Source organism: Leucobacter rhizosphaerae, from assembly GCF_022919175.1.
Classification (GTDB): Bacteria; Actinomycetota; Actinomycetes; order Actinomycetales; family Microbacteriaceae; genus Leucobacter; species Leucobacter rhizosphaerae.
Genome location: NZ_CP095043.1, coordinates 2,183,183 through 2,198,219, shown reverse-complemented (window position 1 = coordinate 2,198,219; position 15,037 = coordinate 2,183,183). Strand labels below are relative to the sequence as shown.

Here is a 15,037-nt window from a genome sequence, read left to right as displayed (position 1 = left end):
CGCTCCTCGAACAACACCGGTCACTTTTCGTAGATAAGCTAGTTACTACATTAGACTAACAACATGCGAGAGCACGCGATGGGGCAACGCCAGACACTCGAAGAGATCGACCGTGAACTCGTGATCCTGCTGGACGAGTCCGCTCGACCCATCGGCACCGCCGAGAAGTCCGAGGTGCACACGGACCGCACGCCGCTGCACCAGGCGTTCTCCTGCTACCTCCTCAACGAGGCCGGTGAGGTGCTGATGACGCGCCGGGCGCTCTCGAAGACGACGTGGCCAGGGGTGTGGACGAACAGCTTCTGCGGGCACCCCGCACCCGGCGAGCTCCACGAAGACGCCGTGATGCGCCGCGCCGCGTACGAGCTCGGGGCCACGGTCGCGGAGATCCGGCTCGCGGCCCCCGACTTCCGCTACCGCGCCGTCGACGCGAGCGGGATCGTCGAGAACGAGATCTGCCCCGTCTACACGGCGACGATCGCGAGTGCACTGCGACCGAACCCGGACGAGGTGGCGGAGTGGGCGTGGATAGGGATGGACGCGCTGGTGGCAACGGTCCGCCAGGCGCCGTTCGCGTTCAGCCCGTGGCTGGCGATGCAGCTCGCGCTCCCGGGGGTCGCCGGGGCCGCGCACTCCGTCGTGACATCGGACGGCCGAGCGGGAGTCGACACCCGAGCGGGAGTCGACACCCGATGAGTACCGCGGTGCGCACCGAATCCGACCGGGTCCGACTGCGACTCGAGGTCGAGGGGGAGATCGACGCGCTGCTCGCGCGCACGAGTCGCCAGGCGCAGACCTACGGCACGGAGTTCCTGCGGCTGTGGTCGCACACGGCGCAGCACGTCCGAGGCGGCAAGCTCCTGCGGCCGATCCTGCTGCTCGAGACGTACGACGCGCTGAGACCCGACGGGGACCGCCGGGAGGCGCTGCGCCTCGCCACGGCCGTCGAGGCCCTGCACTTCGCCTTCCTCCTCCACGACGACGTCATCGACCAGGATCTGCGGCGCCGGGGCGAGCTCAATCTCGTCGGCGAACTCGTCGAATCGGCCACCGCGGCGGGCCGCGGCAGTGCCGCTCGGCACTGGGCCGAAACGGGGGCGATCCTCGCGGGCGACCTCCTCCTCTCGTCCGCGCACCAGATCGTTGCGCGCGTCCGGGCCCCGGAAGCCACGCGCGAACGGTTGCTCGATCTGCTCGAGCACACGATCCTGGAGACGACCGCCGGAGAATTCTCCGACGTGGGGCTCAGCGACGGCATGGTGGCGCCGGACCTTGATGCGGTGCTGGTCATGACGAAGCAGAAGACCGCGAGCTACACCTTCGAGCTTCCCCTGCGCGCGGCGGCGATCCTCGCGGGTGGATCCCCGGAGCTCGAGCACGCGCTCAGCATCGCCGGGGCGCACCTCGGGCTCGCGTACCAGCTGCAGGACGACCTGCTCTCCGTGTTCGGCGACGCCGACGAGCACGGCAAGGATCCGTACTCGGACCTCCGCGAGGGCAAGCACACCGCGGTCATCTGCTTCGCGCAGCGGACGAGCGCGTGGCCGGTCATCGCACGCCACTTCGGCGATCCGCAGCTGCAGCCCGAGGATGCGGTGCGCGTGCGACGGCTGCTCACCGACTGCGGGGCCGAGGATCACGTGCGAGCGCTCATCGACGACCAGCTGGCGGCACTGACCGAGCTCGTCGCCGACGAGGAACGGGGCGGGGCCATTCCCGCTCGGGTGCGTGCCATGTTGCTGGATCTCGCCGCGCGAATCGATGGGCGTCGCTCATGATCCGCGGCTCCGTCGGTGATGCGGGATCACCCCTGGCTCGGTTCACCCGCACCTCCGAGCTGGTCGCGGGTCAGGTCATCGGGGCGTATTCGACGTCGTTCGGTCTCGCCACGTCGCTGCTCGGCAAGCGGCACCGATCCCACGTGCGCAACATCTACGCGCTGGTGCGCGTCGCCGACGAGATCGTCGACGGCGTGGCGAGTGAAGCGGGTCTGAGCCGTGCGGAGCAGCGGGCTGCGCTCGAGCGCTATGCGGAGGACACGCATCTCGCGATGCGCACCGGCTTCAGCACCGACCTCGTCATCCACGCCTTCGCGCGAACGGCCCGCGAGGCGGGGATCGACGAGTCGCTCACCGGTCCGTTCTTCGATTCGATGGGCACCGATGTGCAGGAGACGCCGGACGCCCTCGCGGTGCACACCGAGGATTCCCACGCCAGCTACGTGTACGGCTCGGCCGAGGTGGTCGGGCTGATGTGCCTGCGCGTGTTCATGCGCGACAGCGAGGTCACGGACGCGGATCGCGCACGCCTCGAAGCCGGCGCGAAGCAGCTCGGGGCGGCCTTTCAGAACATCAACTTCCTGCGGGACCTCGCCGACGACACCGACCGTCTCGGTCGCGGGTACCTCGGGGTCGACGGCAGGCTCACCGACGCCGACCGCGATCGCTGGGTGCGCACGGTACGCGCGCAGCTCGCCGACGCGCGCCAGGTGCTCCCCCTGCTGCCCGTCGATGCCCGTGCGGCCGTGCGCAGCGCGCTCGCGCTGTTCCAGGACCTCACCTCACGGATCGACCGACTGCCGGCCGAGGAGCTCTACCGCACGCGCGTGCGCGTGCCCGATGCCGTGAAGCTGCAGCTCGCGTCCCGAGCGGTGGTCACCACACTCCGGGAAGGACGGCGATGACCGGGCGCACCACCGTGATTATCGGGGCCGGCATCGCGGGGCTCGCCACCGCGGCGCTCCTCGCACGCGAGGGCCACGACGTGCTCGTGCTGGAGAAGAACGCCCGAGTGGGCGGTCGTGCGGGGCTCATCGAGCGCGACGGGTTCCGCTTCGACACCGGTCCGTCGTGGTACCTGATGCCGCGCGTCTTCGACCACTTCTTCGAGATGCTCGGCACCACCACGGAGGAGCAGCTCGACCTCGTCCACCTGCGACCCGGGTACCGGGTGTTCAGCGAGCCGGCGCCCGACGGGTCGCGGATCGAACCCCTCACCATTCCACTCGGACGATCCCGGGTGTCCGACACGTTCAATCGAGTCGAGCCCGGCAGCGCCCCGAGGCTGCGCCAGTACCTCAGCTCGGCGCGCCGCACCACCGAGCTCGCCGAGCGATACTTCCTGTACAACCCGTTCACGCGGCCCGGTTCGCTCGCCCACGGCGAAGTGCTCTCGGGGCTGCCGAAGCTCACGGGCCTCTTGACGACCTCGCTCGAGCAGTACGCGGCCCGGCAGTTCAGCGACCCCGTGCTGCGGCAGGTGCTCGGCTATCCCGCCGTGTTCCTCGGCACGAATCCCGCGGACGCGCCGGCGATGTACCACCTCATGAGTGCGCTCGATCTCGACACCGGCGTGCAGTACCCCATGGGCGGATTCTGGAGCATCGTCGAGCGACTGGAGGAGCTCGCGCGGGCCGCCGGGGCCCGCATCGTCACGAACGCGGAGGTCGTGCGCATCGAGACCCGCAGCACGCGGCACACGACCCGGCGAACCGCGCTGCCCCGGCGCCGCGGGCGCGAGGTCTCGGGTGTGGTGTGGCGCGACGCGGAGGGCCGAGAGCACACCGCATCGGCGGATATCGTGGTCTCCGGTGCCGACCTGCACCACACGGAGACCCGGCTCCTGCCGCCCGAGCAGCAGAGCTACCCCGAGCGCTGGTGGCGTCGCCGCACGAGCGGCCCCGGGGCCGTGATCGCCATGCTGGGCGTCCGCGGATCGCTCGAGGCGCTCCCCCACCATTCCCTGCTGTTCACGCGCGACTGGCACGAGAACTTCGACGCGATCTTCGGCGACGACGCCCGCATCCCCGACCCGGCGTCGATCTACGTCTGCAAGCCCAGCGCGACGGACCCGACCGTCGCACCGGCCGATCACGAGAACCTCTTCGTCCTCATCCCGGTGCCCGCAGATACGGAGATCGGCAGCGGCGGCCCGGACGGCACGGGTGCGGATCGCGTCGAGCGCGCCGTCGACGCTGCGATCGACCAGATCGCCGACTGGGCGGGGATCCCGGATCTGCGCGAACGCATCGTGGTGCGTGAGTCGCTCGGGCCAGCGGATTTTGCGACCGACTACTTCTCGTGGCGCGGCGGCATGCTCGGCCCCGCCCACATTCTGAGTCAGAGCGCGATGTTCCGCGCCCAGAACGCGTCGAAGAAGATCGACGGGCTCTACTACGCGGGCGCGACGACCGCGCCGGGTGTCGGCGTGCCGATGTGTCTCATCAGTGCTGAAATCGTCTTGAAGCGTATTCGCGGGGACCACAGTGCGGGTCCGCTCCCGACGCCCGCCGCGGCGGCGAGCGCGTCGGCGGATCGATGACGGAGGTGGAGGGGTGATGGGGATGCTCTATCTCGGACTCCTGCTCGGCGGGATCGCCTGCATGCTGCTGCTCGATCGTCGCTTCTCGCTGTTCTTCTGGCACGATCCGGCGGTCGCGCTGCTCGTCACCGCGGTCGGCACGGCGCTCTTCCTGGTGTGGGATCTCGCGGGGATCGCCGCCGGGGTGTTCTTCCGCGGCGAGGGCGTGGTCGCGTCAGGGATCGTCCTCGCTCCCGAGCTCCCGCTCGAGGAGCCGGTGTTCCTGATCTTTCTCGTGCTCTGCACCATGGTCGTGTTCACGGGGTCCGCGCGCATCTTCGGAGCCATGCGCGACCGGCGGAGCGCAGATGGGGACGCCGCGATCCGGCGCGACGCGAACCGGCGCGACCCGAGACGGGGTGACGCATGACCTACGCCGTGCTGGCCGTGTCCGGCGTCGCGCTCGCCCTGCTCGGCGGGGCCGTGCTGACCGGCCTCGCGTTCCGCCGCGACCGGTCGATCGTACGCGGGCGCCACCTCCTCGCGGTTGCGGTCACGGCGCTCGTGCTCATCGCGCTCACCGCGATCTTCGACAACCTCATGATCGGCGCGGGGCTCTTCCACTACGCGTCGGAGCACCTGCTCGGGTTCAGCATCGGACTCGCCCCGATCGAGGACTTCTCCTACCCGCTCGCCGGTGCGCTCCTGCTCCCCGCGCTGTGGGCAGCGCTCCAGCGCGGCAGTGCGCAGCGTCGCCGCGACTGTGCGCAGCTCGTGCTCTCGTCGCGCCCGATCAGCTGGGTGAACACGGCCTTTCCCTTCGGGGCGGCCTACCTGCTCGTCACCCGCGAGATCGACTGGGTGTTCGTCGTCGGCGTGCTGTACTTCCTGATCCCGTACAACTTCGCGATGTACGGGATCAATGACGTCTTCGACTACGCCTCCGATCTCGCGAACCCGAGAAAGGGCGGCATCGAGGGAGCGCTGCTCGCCCCGCGCCTGCACCGCCCCACCCTGTGGATCGCCGCCCTCACGAACGTCCCCTTCCTGATCCTGCTGGGTACCGCGGGCGGCCCCGCGGCCTGGCTGGCGCTCGCCCTCAGTGCCTTCGCGGTCGTCGCGTACTCCGCCCCCAGACTCCGCTTCAAGGAGCGCCCGTTCCTCGACTCGGTGACCTCGAGCTTCCACTTCGTGAGCCCGGCGATCGTGGGGCTGCTGCTCGCGGGCGGGCACATCAACGGCGCCCTCGTGCTACTGCTCTCCGCCTTCTTCCTGTGGGGCATGGCGGCGCACGCGTTCGGCGCCGTGCAAGATATCGGGCCGGATCGCGAGGCGGGGATCCACTCGATCGCCACGGCGATCGGCGCACGCGCGACCACCCGGCTCGCGCTCCTGCTGTGGATCGCGGCCGGTGCGCTCATGCTGTTCACCCCGTGGCCCGGGCCGCTCGCCGCGATCATCGTGGTGCCCTACGTTGTGAACTGCGCCCCGTTCTGGTTCGTGACCGATGCGAATTCGGCGCGCACGAACCGCGCATGGCGGCGCTTCATCGCGCTCAACTTCTTCGCCGGCTTCCTCACGACACTTCTGCTGATCCTCGAGTGGAACCGCGTGTGAGCGCGACGGCGACGACGATCCCGGCGATGAGGGATCCGAGTCCGCCGACCGCCATGTCGCCGATGGTGTCGTGGTACTCCACGAAGATGTCGTCGGTGATTCCGACGAACCCGACCCACTCGACCATCTCCCACAGCGCGCTGATCGCCAGCCCGATGCCGGTGAACGCGACGATCACGGTGCGGCGCCTCAGTGCCGGCGCTCCGAGGCCCGGCACCACGTCGAGGCGCGCCAGAAATTCGTAGAGCATCGCCGTCAGCACGGCCGTGCAGACGAGGTGCATGACCACGTCCCACCCCTCGACGGTGCGGTAGAGGTCGATCACGTTGCTCCAGGCCGCGATCTGCACGGTGACGGAGAAGGCGATGTCGAAGGCGGGAGGAACACCGATGAAGCGGGCCCCCACCAGTGCGGGCAGCGTGAACGCGAGGATGCCCGCGTCCGTCGGGGTGAACCAGATCGCGGCCACCACGACCCCGAGCACCCCGAGCACGCGCAGCCCGTCGGCGATCCACTCAGCGAGGGTGCGCGGTGGGCGAAGGAAGTTCTCGATCATCGGCATTCCTGTTCGTCGTGAGGGTGAGCTCCGCCTGCACCGGCAGGTGGTCCGACGGCCATCCGCCGTCGATGGGTCGCGCCACGATCCCGATCGTCTCGACCGACGCCTGCGGGCTGGTCACGATCCAGTCGATGCGGGCCCCGGGTCGGGGGCGGCGATAGTTGGCGTAGGTGGCGAGCTCCGGGGTGGATCGGCGACGGGCGTGCACCCAGGCGTCCTGCAGCGCACCGCCCGTGAGCAGCGCGTCGAGGGTGCGGGATCCGGGGCCGGCGTTGAAGTCCCCGGTGAGGATCACGGGAGCGGCACCGGTGAGCGCATGCGCGCGAATCAGGTCCATCGATCGCACCCGCGCGCGGGCGCTGACGGGGTCGAGGTGCGTGTTGATGACCCGGAACTCCGTGGCGGTGCGCCGATCCCGAAACCGGGCAGACACGAGCGCCCGCGGAAACACGGTGCCCCACGACCGGGAGCCCGCCACCTCGGGGGTGCGGGAGAGCGCGAGCTGCTCCCACTCCAGCAGCTCGAGCCGCTCGGTGTCGAAGAACACCGGGCACCCCTCACCGGCACCGCGGGCATCGCGTCCGCGGCCGACGAACGTGTACCGCTCGCCCAGCGAGCGCTGCACCCAGCGGGCCTGATCCGGCAGCACCTCCTGCGCCGCGAGGATCGTGGGACGCTCGCGCTGCAGGAGCGCCCGCACCCGCTGCCGCCGCACCGACCATCGATCCGCGGGTCTGAGCGAGAACGGGAGGCGCCGCCGCACATTGAAGGTCATGACGCGCAGGGGAGGCGCCGCACTCCGGCCGGCCGGCTCCATCATCGAACCGTCCGTCGACGCGGGAGGATCCCGGCGCGGCGCAGCAGCTTCCGCAGCACGATGCGATTCCACCGCACCGGGGGGAAGTCCGCGGGCCAGTGCCCCACCACGGTTCGCACGCCCCGCTCGATGCGCAGCGCGAACCCTCGCGCGGACGCGAGCGGGCGCATCGACATGCCCATCGCCGCGCGCGGGGCGAACCGGATGCGATGCTGATCGCCGAGGTGGAAGGCGAGGTCGAGGTCGTCGTGAATATTCGCGTGGCGGTGGATCCGGTGGCGCATCCGCAGCCACACCTCGCGCCGGAAGGCCAGGTTCGAGCCGAAGAGCGGCAGATGACCCAGCGTGGGCACCGCGACCGCGAAGTAGGCCCCCAAATACGCCGCGGCGGCCCAGGAGCGCAGGGATCGCGGTCCGTCCACGAAGCGGGCGCCACCGGTGACTGCCGCGACGTCGCCGCGGCGCGTCAGTGCCGCCACGATCTCCTCGACCCAGGTGCGGGCGGGAATGCAGTCGGCGTCGAGCCGCAGGATCAGGTCGCCGAGCGCCGCGTCGTAGCCGGTGGCGCTGGCGGCGGGGATCCCGGGGTCCGCGCACACCACCACGCGCGCGCCGTGGCGCCGTGCGATCTCCGCGGAATCGTCCACCGAACCGTTGTCGACGACGACGATCTCGTCGGGGCGTCGCGTCTGCAGCGACAGGGCGCGCAGGCACCGGCGCAGGAGTGCGCCGTCGTCTTTGACGGGAATGACGACCGACACGCGGTACGGCCCTCGTGCGTACCGTGCGCTCATTCGCCGTCGACCCCCTCCGAACCACCGTATCGTGCCGGCTCTGCGCGGAGCCGAACCGCACGGCTCAGTCGCGAATCACCCGCACCTGACGGGCGGTCGCGAGGTGGTCTCCCCGCGACGGCGGGGTGTGCAGTCAGTGACCGCACACCCCACCCCACCGGTCACTTCTTGAACGCGTCCTTCACGTTCTCCCCGGCCTGCTTAAGATCCGCTTTCGCCTGATCCGCGCGGCCCTCTGCGGCGAGCTTCTCGTTGTCGGTCACGTTGCCGACGGCTTCCTTCGCCTTTCCGGCCAGATCCTGTGCCGTGTTCTTGATCTTGTCGTCGAGTCCCATGGTGGGGTCCTTTCGTGGGTGTGGGGTGACGGCGGTCCGGGTGGACGCCGCCGTATCGTCTCGTGCGAGGCGCCGAACGATACGTTGCGGGGTCAGGGTGGGCCAGGGCGCACGCCGCTACGTGAGCCTGGCCTGATCGTGGGCGAGGCGGACGCGAAGCCCGCTGTGGATCGAGATGTAGGTGTCGATCTCCTGACCCGTGAGGGCGGTGAGGTTGCGGAGGAGCAGGTCGATCCGGTCGACGAGCTCCCGGGGGTCGGTGTTCTGCCTCGGGGTGACCGACACGTGCAGCACCGGAGTGCTGCGGATCTCGTTCGCCGTGACCTGGACAGTGAGGATCTCGTCGCGATCCGCCAGCGCATTCCGCACGGCGTCCGAGACGAAGCCCTCGGTGATCGTCACGCGCCCGAGGGGGGTCTGCGCATCGTTGGAGAGCACGACCGTCCGGCTCCGACGGCGGATCAGGCGCGTCAGCGCGAGCACGAGGAGCACGAGGGCGACGAGGATGATCACGATCGCCCCGATCCCGATCCAGGTCGCCGCGGTTCCGGCGATCCGGGTCACCTCGAGCACCTGGGCCAGCCACGCATCCGCGCCGCCCCCGACGTCGCCCCAGGCGGTCGCAGCGGTCGGCCAGACCGCGAGGCCCACCCCGACGAGTCCGGCACCGAGGAGCACGAGACCGAAGATCAGCAGGAGTGCGCGATTCAGTGCGCGATTGGTGTGGTTCATGAGTCGCTGTCCCTTTCCGGGCGGCGCGCCACCCGCACCGTCGTTCGCATCGGGCGGCTGAGTCGGTAGCTCGAGAGCTCGGCATCGGCGATCGAGCGGACCTCTGCCGTCTCCAGGTCGACGTCGGGATCAGGGCGCAGGGTGACGTCGACGGTCCGGCGCGCGACCCCGACGAGCACGGCGTCTCGCGGGAGGCCGAGCGTCTCGCTCAGGTGCTGCGCGAGCGAGGCGGCGATGACGCCGTTGTCGACGACCACGGCCCGGCCGTCGCCCTCGAGCGTGTGCTTCGAGAGGCGTCCGGGCGCGATGGCGAGCCAGATGCAGAGCACCCCGGCCACTGCCAGGATCACGCCGCCGGTCACGAGAAGCCCCACGGGTGGGCCGGAGGGGAGCCCGAGGATCCAGCTCCAGCCCGCAGAGGGGTCGATGAGCAGCGCCGGCTGGGCGAGCAGTCCGAGCACGAGCTCGATGCCCAGGTACCCGAGGCCCAGGAGGCACAGGACGACCGCGACGATCATCGCCACGGTGCGCGGCGAGTGCGTTTCGCGCCGGATCACCCGGCGCAGTGCAGGACTGGTCATCGGACACGCCTCCGTTTCGGCGTCGTGGCGCCCGTGATCGCCAGGTGGACACGGGTGATGTCGCGACCGAGCATCGTCGCCAGTCGGACCTGCAGGTCTTCCTGGAGCTGACGGGCCCGGTCGAGGATGGACGCGCCCCCTGCGATCGCCTCCGTGTCGGCGAGGTGGGGCACGGGGATCGGCGTGGCGATCCGCACGGTCAGACCGCTGCGATGCTGGAGGACTTCGACCTGCACGTCGCCGTGGGGCACTCCGATGAGTGCCGCCGATGCGCGTGCGGTGACCGTGCGGTACACCCGCTCCTTCACCTCGGTGCGACCGGGAACCGCGACGGTCCCGGTGGCGGCCTCCGCAAGGCCGCCACCTCGGGTGCGGTGCAGGTCGGCACGCATCAGGACGTACGCCGTCCGGTGAACGCGCTCGCGAGACCGCGGACGTCGACCTTACCCGCGGCGATCCGTCCGAGGAACGCACCGATGCCCATGAAGAGCGCCAGGAGCAAGAAGCCCCAGAACCCGAAGATGAGCGCCGTGAGCGCGAGGACGGCGCCGATCAGAGCACCGGTGAGGGTGGCACTCATGCGACGCGCGATTCGGTGTCGGCGTCGGAGTCGTCACCGGGAACGTGCACGTCGTTGACCTCGACGTTGACCTCGACGACCTCCAAGCCGACGAGGCGCCGGATCGCTCCCGCGACGGCGGCGCGGACCTGGTCGGCGACCTCCTGGATGGGAGCCGGGTACTCCACCACGATGATCAGATCCGCGGCGGCCTGCGTTTCACCGACCTCGACCTTGACGCCCTGGGCAAGATCGGTCGCGTTCATCACGTCGCGGATCGCTCCGAACGCACGGGCTCCGGTGGCTCCGAGCGCGTAGACACCCGGAATATCTCGCGCGGCGATGCCGGCGATCTTCGCGACGACACCCTCGGCGATGACCGTGGAACCAGCCGCCTCCGTGTCGACGGGAGGTCGGGCCGCCGTGAACGAGGACCGATCGACCCGCGGGGCCGGAGTCTCGTCCAGAGCAGGTGCTTCGGGCTTGGCCTGTGCGGGCTGCGCCGATCCGGTGGTCGGAGTCTTGGGGTTCTGAGTGGCCATGACACATCCTTCTCTCTGGATTACGGTGCCGAATGCAAGCCCTCGCGGGGTCGCATTCGGGAGCGATATGTTTGCTCATAAATAAGAGAGCGATTCGGGCGGATTCGTCACAAATCCGTCCGAGAAAGTTTTCGGAGGCGCAATGTCAGCAGGCACGAACCCCGCTCGGGAGGATCTCGGGCAGGTCGCCGACGCCGCGCTGGCATCGGGCGCACAGGACGGCGACGTCGATGCGTTTCACGAGCTGATCCGGAGGCATGCCGGGCTCATGCGTGCGTATGCCGCGCGCATCGTGGGGTCGGCGAGCGAAGCCGACGACGTTGTGCAGAACGCGTTCGTCATCGCTTGGCGGCAGCTCTCCACGCTTCGGGATCCCGGCGCCGTGCGGCCCTGGCTCATGCGCATCACGAGCCGGGAGGCCTACGCGTGGGTGAAGAAGCGGCCCGCCGAGGTGCCGCTCGAAGGATTCGATGCCGCTCCTCAGGAGCGTCATCAGCCGGAGTCCACCGCGATCCGCAACGCCCAGCTCGCTGCCCTGTCCCGAGCATTGGATACGCTGTCGGAGGACCAACGGAGGTGCTGGCTGCTCCGCGAGGTCGCTGAACTCAGCTACGCCGAGATCGCCGCGGAGATGGACACCGCACCCAGCACCGTGAGAGGCCTTCTCTCACGGGCACGCGCAAGCCTCACGATCCAGATGGAGGGGTGGCGATGACGACTGACGAAACGCCCACCGCATTGGACTGCGGGACCACGATCGAACGTCTGACCGAGTACCTCGAGTCGGGGCGCACTCCCGTCGACCGGCATATCGAGAGCTGCCCGGAATGCCTCAACGCACTGGAGGCGCTCGAGCGCGTCGGCCGCCTCTCGCGGGACCTCATCGCGGATGACGCCGCCCGATTGCCCGCGACGTCGGACGGGTGGTTCGAACGGATCCTGACCACGATCCACTCCGAGCTCCGCGCGGGACGCAGCTTTCCGATCAGCCACCCTGATCCCCGCGTGCACATCACGGTGACCGAGGGCGCCGTGAAGGCGCTGCTGCGCACCACCGGTGACTCGCTCGACGGGGTCTACATCAGCCGCACCCAGATCGAGGGCGACGCCGAGACACCTGGAGCGCCCGTGGAGATCAACCTCACCGCGTCCGTGCGATTCGGGATCCCGCTCCCGGAGCTCGCGGACGAGCTGCGGGCCCTGGCGCACGACACCCTGCTGAGGCACACGGAGCTCAACGTCACCGCCGTGAACATCGCCGTCGAAGACCTGCACGGAACCCCACCCGGTTAAGGAGCCCGACATGACCTCTGAATTGCCCGCACCGCACGAGCTCGTCACCCGAGTCCTCGCCGTCGACGGCGTCACCGACATCTACGCGCCTGCCCCCACCGCGGCACGACTGCCCGAACTCATCGCGGCGGCCACGGGGATCTCCCCCGACGGGCCGGCCTCGGAGATCGTCGTGACGTCGACGGGCGGTGACACCACCGTCGCCGCCCGGATCGCGACGTCAAGCCAGGACAACACCGTCGAGACTGCACGACGAGTGGCGGACACGATCCTCGCGCGGACGCCGCTCGACGCGCATGTGACGGTCCAGGTCGCGCGGATTCACTGAGGCGTCAGTTGCCGCCGCACGCGGGACGTGGCCCACGACTCCGCGATGAACGAGAGGAACGGCACGACGCCCGCGAGTGCGAGGACGACGAACGTGCGGAAGGGCCAGCGCATCAGGCTCCAGAGGCGGAAGCTCAGCGCGAGATACACGACGTAGAACCACCCGTGCGCGACGAGGATCCCGGTGGACAGGTTGAACCCGTCTCCAGTCGACTCGATGCTGCACGCGCTGTTCGGCAGCAGCAGCGAGAACCATTCGCAGGCGGGACCCGGCAGCGCGGGCGCCGTCCACGCGAGTCCGCCCGATCCCCCGAGGAAGACCTCGACGTGCAGCGGCGAGTACTTGAGGATCATCTCGGCCACCAGCAGCAGGAGCCCGACCCCCGTGATCACCGAGGCAACCTGGTAGACCCGCAGCGCTTTTCTGATCGCGAGAAACGTCTCCGGCCTCGGTTTCAGCTGTGGCGTTGGATTTGGGATTGCTGTACTTTCCTGAGTCGCACTCACAAAAGTAGTTTGGCTACCGTACCTGTGCGTCTCCTCGGAGCGCGAAGCGCCGGTGATCCCGCTCGAGTGACCTGAGGAACTGCACCACCGTCGCGGCCTCGCGGTCGCTCAGGTCGGCGGCGGTGGCCTGGATCGCCTGCATCAGCGGGTCGATCTCTCGAGAGACCGCATCGCGTGCGAACGGCGTGGGAACCAGCCGGAATCGACGCCGGTCGCTCTCCTCGCGAACTCGTTCGAGGTGGCCCGCGGCGACGAGTCGATCGACGATCTCGGTCGCCGAGGACTTGGTTACGCCCAGCCGCTCGCCGAGTTCGGCGGGCCCGATTGCCGTCGGCGACATCGCGATGTGCTCGATCGCGGCCGCGTCGGTGGTGTTCATGCCCAGCCGCCTGGCGACGGCGGCGTTGCCCGCGTGCATGGCGTCGTGCAGATCTCGCAGCACTCGGGGAAGCTCGAGTCGAGGGTCGCTGGTGGCTGCCATGTGGCAAATATACAGCTTCAGGGATAGTACGGTAGTCGTACCTTCACTCGTGAGAAAGCAGGCAGGCTCGTGGATCAGGACACCCCGGACACCGCATCCGTGCCCCCGGCGACCGGCGCGCACCCGAAGCGCCGTGGCCGACGCCTTCGCCGCATCCTCACAGTCACGGCGCTCGTGGTTGCCGGCTGCCTCGTGATCACGATCGGCATGTTCGCCATCTGGGCGAACGTCACCTACCCCGCGAAGGGGCCGGCGATCGAGCGCGCGCAGTCGGATCCGGCCGTTAGCATCGAGGTCTCGCACGACTTCGTCACCATGACCCCGACCCAGGGCGCCAGCGATCGCGGGCTGGTCTTTCTCGCCGGGGCGAAGGTCGAACCCGAGGCGTACATCGGCACGTTCGAGTCCCTCGTCGCGTCTGGCACATCGGTCGTGATCGTTCGCCCGTTCATCAATCTTGCGATCTTCGAGACGCGACCGTTCGAGGACTTCACGAACCAGCTTCCCGACGTCGAGCGGTGGGCCGTGGGTGGTCACAGCCAGGGCGGGGTCAAGGCGTGCTCGTACGCGGAAGACCCCGAGGTCTCGGCGCTGGTGCTCCTCGCCTCGTACTGCTCGCTCGGCGACCTCAGCACTCGCACGGATCTCGCCGCACTGTCGGTGTCGGGCGGCGAGGATCGCCTCGTCACGCCCGACAAGATCGCCGATGCCGCGCCCCTCATGCCCGCCGACAGCACGTACGTGGAGCTCGAGGGAGTGTCGCACGCGCAGTTCGGCTCGTACGGGGAGCAGCCGGGCGACGGCACACCAACGGTCGAGGACGCGGAGGCGCAGCGCCTGATCGGTGAGGCGCTGGTGGACTTTGGCGCCGAGGCGGAAACTACGTGGTAAAGAGCACGTAAGTGACACCGATGCCAAACCAACTGAACACACGGCCTGCACGATTCCCACCCCAGCGCTATCGTTCGACCGCACCGCACCGACGATTGCACAGACAGTCGCGGCGAGAATGCTGATCGGCCCGACCAAGAACCACATGAACACCAGGAGGGTTCCACCGATGGCGGCGAAGCCGAATCCGTCATCGAACGGCAACTCGGCGCTGAGCGAGAGCCAGAATCCGAGGGACATGAGCGCCGAGTATTGGACGAACACGACCATGCACACGAGGGAGACGGTGAGGAACACGGAACGCCTCGGCCGGGGAGCCGCCGTGGGAGGTCCGACGCCCGAAACCTAATGGGACGAGGCCATCGTTCCCGAGCGTAGCACCGCCGATGCACCACGGCGCCGACAGCTCTGAACCTCGGTCACTCGCCCTCACCCGTCCCGTTGGCCCCGACGAAACACCGCCGCCGCCCGCAGCTGCGCGATCCCGAACGCGCCCACTCCGAGGGCCACCACGCCGATCCAGAGGGACGCGAGCCAGAGCGGCTGACCACCGCGCCTCCCACTCACGAAGTACTGCGGATCCCAGCCGGCGGTGATCCAGCCCGCGAGGATCGCCAGACCAAGGAACCCGGCGATGCACAGGCTCACGAGTCCGCGCCGCCGGTGACGACGACGCATGCTCGCGTCAGTGAGGCGATCCGGC

Annotated in this window: 22 protein-coding genes; 10 read left to right on the top strand and 12 right to left on the bottom strand. The window is 69.3% G+C overall.

What is annotated here, in order from left to right; all coding sequences use genetic code 11:
• Positions 1-63: 63 nt before the first annotated feature.
• From idi to MUN76_RS10135, 6 genes are read left to right on the top strand one after another with little or no spacing between them, the layout of a single operon-like run.
• Positions 64-696 carry an isopentenyl-diphosphate Delta-isomerase gene (gene idi, locus MUN76_RS10165; RefSeq protein ID WP_244684422.1) on the top strand — a complete coding sequence of 211 codons (633 nt, stop codon included), beginning with the start codon at positions 64-66 and terminating at the stop codon, positions 694-696.
• Positions 693-1,778: a polyprenyl synthetase family protein gene (locus MUN76_RS10160; RefSeq protein ID WP_244684420.1), complete on the top strand. Its 1,086-nt coding sequence runs from the start codon at positions 693-695 to the stop codon at positions 1,776-1,778. Before idi ends, MUN76_RS10160 begins: the two co-directional genes overlap by 4 nt.
• Positions 1,775-2,683, top strand: coding sequence for a phytoene/squalene synthase family protein (locus MUN76_RS10155; protein ID WP_244684418.1), 909 nt, complete (start codon positions 1,775-1,777; stop codon positions 2,681-2,683). The genes MUN76_RS10160 and MUN76_RS10155 overlap by 4 nt, the downstream gene beginning before the upstream one ends.
• The gene (crtI, locus tag MUN76_RS10150) at positions 2,680-4,320 is read left to right on the top strand and encodes a phytoene desaturase family protein (RefSeq protein WP_244684416.1); all 1,641 of its coding nucleotides are present in this window, start codon (positions 2,680-2,682) and stop codon (positions 4,318-4,320) included. The genes MUN76_RS10155 and crtI overlap by 4 nt, the downstream gene beginning before the upstream one ends.
• 16 nt (positions 4,321-4,336) lie before the next feature.
• Positions 4,337-4,729 carry a lycopene cyclase domain-containing protein gene (locus MUN76_RS10145; RefSeq protein ID WP_244684414.1) on the top strand — a complete coding sequence of 131 codons (393 nt, stop codon included), beginning with the start codon at positions 4,337-4,339 and terminating at the stop codon, positions 4,727-4,729.
• Positions 4,726-5,916 (top strand): prenyltransferase, encoded by a 1,191-nt coding sequence (locus MUN76_RS10135; RefSeq protein WP_283248094.1) that lies wholly within the window; start codon positions 4,726-4,728, stop codon positions 5,914-5,916. Before MUN76_RS10145 ends, MUN76_RS10135 begins: the two co-directional genes overlap by 4 nt.
• On the opposite strand, the gene MUN76_RS10130 is transcribed toward MUN76_RS10135, so the two are convergent.
• The 9 genes from MUN76_RS10130 to MUN76_RS10090 form a co-directional block, all read right to left on the bottom strand.
• Positions 5,876-6,472 carry a DUF2238 domain-containing protein gene (locus MUN76_RS10130; protein ID WP_244684413.1) on the bottom strand — a complete coding sequence of 199 codons (597 nt, stop codon included), beginning with the start codon at positions 6,470-6,472 and terminating at the stop codon, positions 5,876-5,878. The genes MUN76_RS10135 and MUN76_RS10130 overlap by 41 nt on opposite strands.
• Positions 6,432-7,250, bottom strand: a complete 819-nt coding sequence (locus MUN76_RS10125) for an endonuclease/exonuclease/phosphatase family protein (protein WP_244684412.1) — start codon at positions 7,248-7,250, stop codon at positions 6,432-6,434. Before MUN76_RS10125 ends, MUN76_RS10130 begins: the two co-directional genes overlap by 41 nt.
• Before the next feature lie 41 nt (positions 7,251-7,291).
• On the bottom strand, positions 7,292-8,086 hold the full coding sequence (locus MUN76_RS10120) for a glycosyltransferase family 2 protein (RefSeq protein ID WP_244684411.1): 795 nt from the start codon (positions 8,084-8,086) through the stop codon (positions 7,292-7,294).
• Between the two features lie 161 nt (positions 8,087-8,247).
• A complete protein-coding gene (locus MUN76_RS10115; RefSeq protein WP_244684410.1) occupies positions 8,248-8,421 on the bottom strand; it encodes a CsbD family protein in 174 nt (57 codons plus the stop codon).
• Between the two features lie 117 nt (positions 8,422-8,538).
• Positions 8,539-9,153, bottom strand: coding sequence for an alkaline shock response membrane anchor protein AmaP (locus MUN76_RS10110; protein ID WP_244684409.1), 615 nt, complete (start codon positions 9,151-9,153; stop codon positions 8,539-8,541).
• The gene (locus MUN76_RS10105; RefSeq protein ID WP_244684408.1) at positions 9,150-9,734 is read right to left on the bottom strand and encodes a DNA/RNA endonuclease G; all 585 of its coding nucleotides are present in this window, start codon (positions 9,732-9,734) and stop codon (positions 9,150-9,152) included. Before MUN76_RS10105 ends, MUN76_RS10110 begins: the two co-directional genes overlap by 4 nt.
• Positions 9,731-10,126, bottom strand: coding sequence for a hypothetical protein (locus MUN76_RS10100; RefSeq protein WP_244684407.1), 396 nt, complete (start codon positions 10,124-10,126; stop codon positions 9,731-9,733). The genes MUN76_RS10105 and MUN76_RS10100 overlap by 4 nt, the downstream gene beginning before the upstream one ends.
• Positions 10,126-10,314, bottom strand: a complete 189-nt coding sequence (locus MUN76_RS10095; protein WP_244684405.1) for a DUF2273 domain-containing protein — start codon at positions 10,312-10,314, stop codon at positions 10,126-10,128. The genes MUN76_RS10100 and MUN76_RS10095 overlap by 1 nt, the downstream gene beginning before the upstream one ends.
• Positions 10,311-10,835 (bottom strand): Asp23/Gls24 family envelope stress response protein, encoded by a 525-nt coding sequence (locus MUN76_RS10090; RefSeq protein WP_244684403.1) that lies wholly within the window; start codon positions 10,833-10,835, stop codon positions 10,311-10,313. The genes MUN76_RS10095 and MUN76_RS10090 overlap by 4 nt, the downstream gene beginning before the upstream one ends.
• 142 nt (positions 10,836-10,977) lie before the next feature.
• Between MUN76_RS10090 and MUN76_RS10085 the strand changes: the two genes are divergently transcribed.
• From MUN76_RS10085 to MUN76_RS10075, 3 genes are read left to right on the top strand one after another with little or no spacing between them, the layout of a single operon-like run.
• A complete protein-coding gene (locus MUN76_RS10085) occupies positions 10,978-11,550 on the top strand; it encodes an RNA polymerase sigma factor (RefSeq protein ID WP_244684401.1) in 573 nt (190 codons plus the stop codon).
• On the top strand, positions 11,547-12,128 hold the full coding sequence (locus tag MUN76_RS10080) for an Asp23/Gls24 family envelope stress response protein (protein ID WP_244684399.1): 582 nt from the start codon (positions 11,547-11,549) through the stop codon (positions 12,126-12,128). Before MUN76_RS10085 ends, MUN76_RS10080 begins: the two co-directional genes overlap by 4 nt.
• A 10-nt stretch (positions 12,129-12,138) precedes the next feature.
• Positions 12,139-12,456, top strand: a complete 318-nt coding sequence (locus MUN76_RS10075; RefSeq protein WP_244684398.1) for a hypothetical protein — start codon at positions 12,139-12,141, stop codon at positions 12,454-12,456.
• On the opposite strand, the gene MUN76_RS10070 is transcribed toward MUN76_RS10075, so the two are convergent.
• Both MUN76_RS10070 and MUN76_RS10065 read right to left on the bottom strand, forming a co-directional pair.
• Positions 12,450-12,962, bottom strand: coding sequence for a DUF3817 domain-containing protein (locus tag MUN76_RS10070; RefSeq protein ID WP_429952599.1), 513 nt, complete (start codon positions 12,960-12,962; stop codon positions 12,450-12,452). The two genes, MUN76_RS10075 and MUN76_RS10070, sit on opposite strands and share 7 nt — an antisense overlap.
• A gap of 13 nt (positions 12,963-12,975) precedes the next feature.
• On the bottom strand, positions 12,976-13,443 hold the full coding sequence (locus tag MUN76_RS10065; protein ID WP_244684396.1) for a MarR family winged helix-turn-helix transcriptional regulator: 468 nt from the start codon (positions 13,441-13,443) through the stop codon (positions 12,976-12,978).
• 69 nt (positions 13,444-13,512) lie between these two features.
• Between MUN76_RS10065 and MUN76_RS10060 the strand changes: the two genes are divergently transcribed.
• Positions 13,513-14,334, top strand: a complete 822-nt coding sequence (locus tag MUN76_RS10060) for an alpha/beta hydrolase (RefSeq protein WP_244684394.1) — start codon at positions 13,513-13,515, stop codon at positions 14,332-14,334.
• A gap of 429 nt (positions 14,335-14,763) precedes the next feature.
• Here the strand turns inward: MUN76_RS10060 and MUN76_RS10055 are convergent, their stop codons facing one another.
• Positions 14,764-15,012, bottom strand: a complete 249-nt coding sequence (locus MUN76_RS10055) for a hypothetical protein (RefSeq protein ID WP_244684383.1) — start codon at positions 15,010-15,012, stop codon at positions 14,764-14,766.
• Between the last annotated feature and the right edge of the window lie 25 nt (positions 15,013-15,037).

Coding starts and splice junctions, on each gene's coding strand:
- MUN76_RS10125 (WP_244684412.1), bottom strand. CDS start 7,250: ATGACCTTCAATGTGCGGCGGCGCCTCCCGTTCTCGCTCAGACCCGCG.
- MUN76_RS10135 (WP_283248094.1), top strand. CDS start 4,726: ATGACCTACGCCGTGCTGGCCGTGTCCGGCGTCGCGCTCGCCCTGCTC.
- MUN76_RS10055 (WP_244684383.1), bottom strand. CDS start 15,012: ATGCGTCGTCGTCACCGGCGGCGCGGACTCGTGAGCCTGTGCATCGCC.
- MUN76_RS10100 (WP_244684407.1), bottom strand. CDS start 10,126: ATGCGTGCCGACCTGCACCGCACCCGAGGTGGCGGCCTTGCGGAGGCC.
- MUN76_RS10160 (WP_244684420.1), top strand. CDS start 693: ATGAGTACCGCGGTGCGCACCGAATCCGACCGGGTCCGACTGCGACTC.
- MUN76_RS10130 (WP_244684413.1), bottom strand. CDS start 6,472: ATGATCGAGAACTTCCTTCGCCCACCGCGCACCCTCGCTGAGTGGATC.
- MUN76_RS10155 (WP_244684418.1), top strand. CDS start 1,775: ATGATCCGCGGCTCCGTCGGTGATGCGGGATCACCCCTGGCTCGGTTC.
- MUN76_RS10120 (WP_244684411.1), bottom strand. CDS start 8,086: ATGAGCGCACGGTACGCACGAGGGCCGTACCGCGTGTCGGTCGTCATT.
- MUN76_RS10110 (WP_244684409.1), bottom strand. CDS start 9,153: ATGAACCACACCAATCGCGCACTGAATCGCGCACTCCTGCTGATCTTC.
- crtI (WP_244684416.1), top strand. CDS start 2,680: ATGACCGGGCGCACCACCGTGATTATCGGGGCCGGCATCGCGGGGCTC.
- MUN76_RS10075 (WP_244684398.1), top strand. CDS start 12,139: ATGACCTCTGAATTGCCCGCACCGCACGAGCTCGTCACCCGAGTCCTC.
- MUN76_RS10085 (WP_244684401.1), top strand. CDS start 10,978: ATGTCAGCAGGCACGAACCCCGCTCGGGAGGATCTCGGGCAGGTCGCC.
- MUN76_RS10115 (WP_244684410.1), bottom strand. CDS start 8,421: ATGGGACTCGACGACAAGATCAAGAACACGGCACAGGATCTGGCCGGA.
- MUN76_RS10065 (WP_244684396.1), bottom strand. CDS start 13,443: ATGGCAGCCACCAGCGACCCTCGACTCGAGCTTCCCCGAGTGCTGCGA.
- MUN76_RS10080 (WP_244684399.1), top strand. CDS start 11,547: ATGACGACTGACGAAACGCCCACCGCATTGGACTGCGGGACCACGATC.
- MUN76_RS10145 (WP_244684414.1), top strand. CDS start 4,337: ATGGGGATGCTCTATCTCGGACTCCTGCTCGGCGGGATCGCCTGCATG.
- MUN76_RS10095 (WP_244684405.1), bottom strand. CDS start 10,314: ATGAGTGCCACCCTCACCGGTGCTCTGATCGGCGCCGTCCTCGCGCTC.
- MUN76_RS10090 (WP_244684403.1), bottom strand. CDS start 10,835: ATGGCCACTCAGAACCCCAAGACTCCGACCACCGGATCGGCGCAGCCC.
- idi (WP_244684422.1), top strand. CDS start 64: ATGCGAGAGCACGCGATGGGGCAACGCCAGACACTCGAAGAGATCGAC.
- MUN76_RS10105 (WP_244684408.1), bottom strand. CDS start 9,734: ATGACCAGTCCTGCACTGCGCCGGGTGATCCGGCGCGAAACGCACTCG.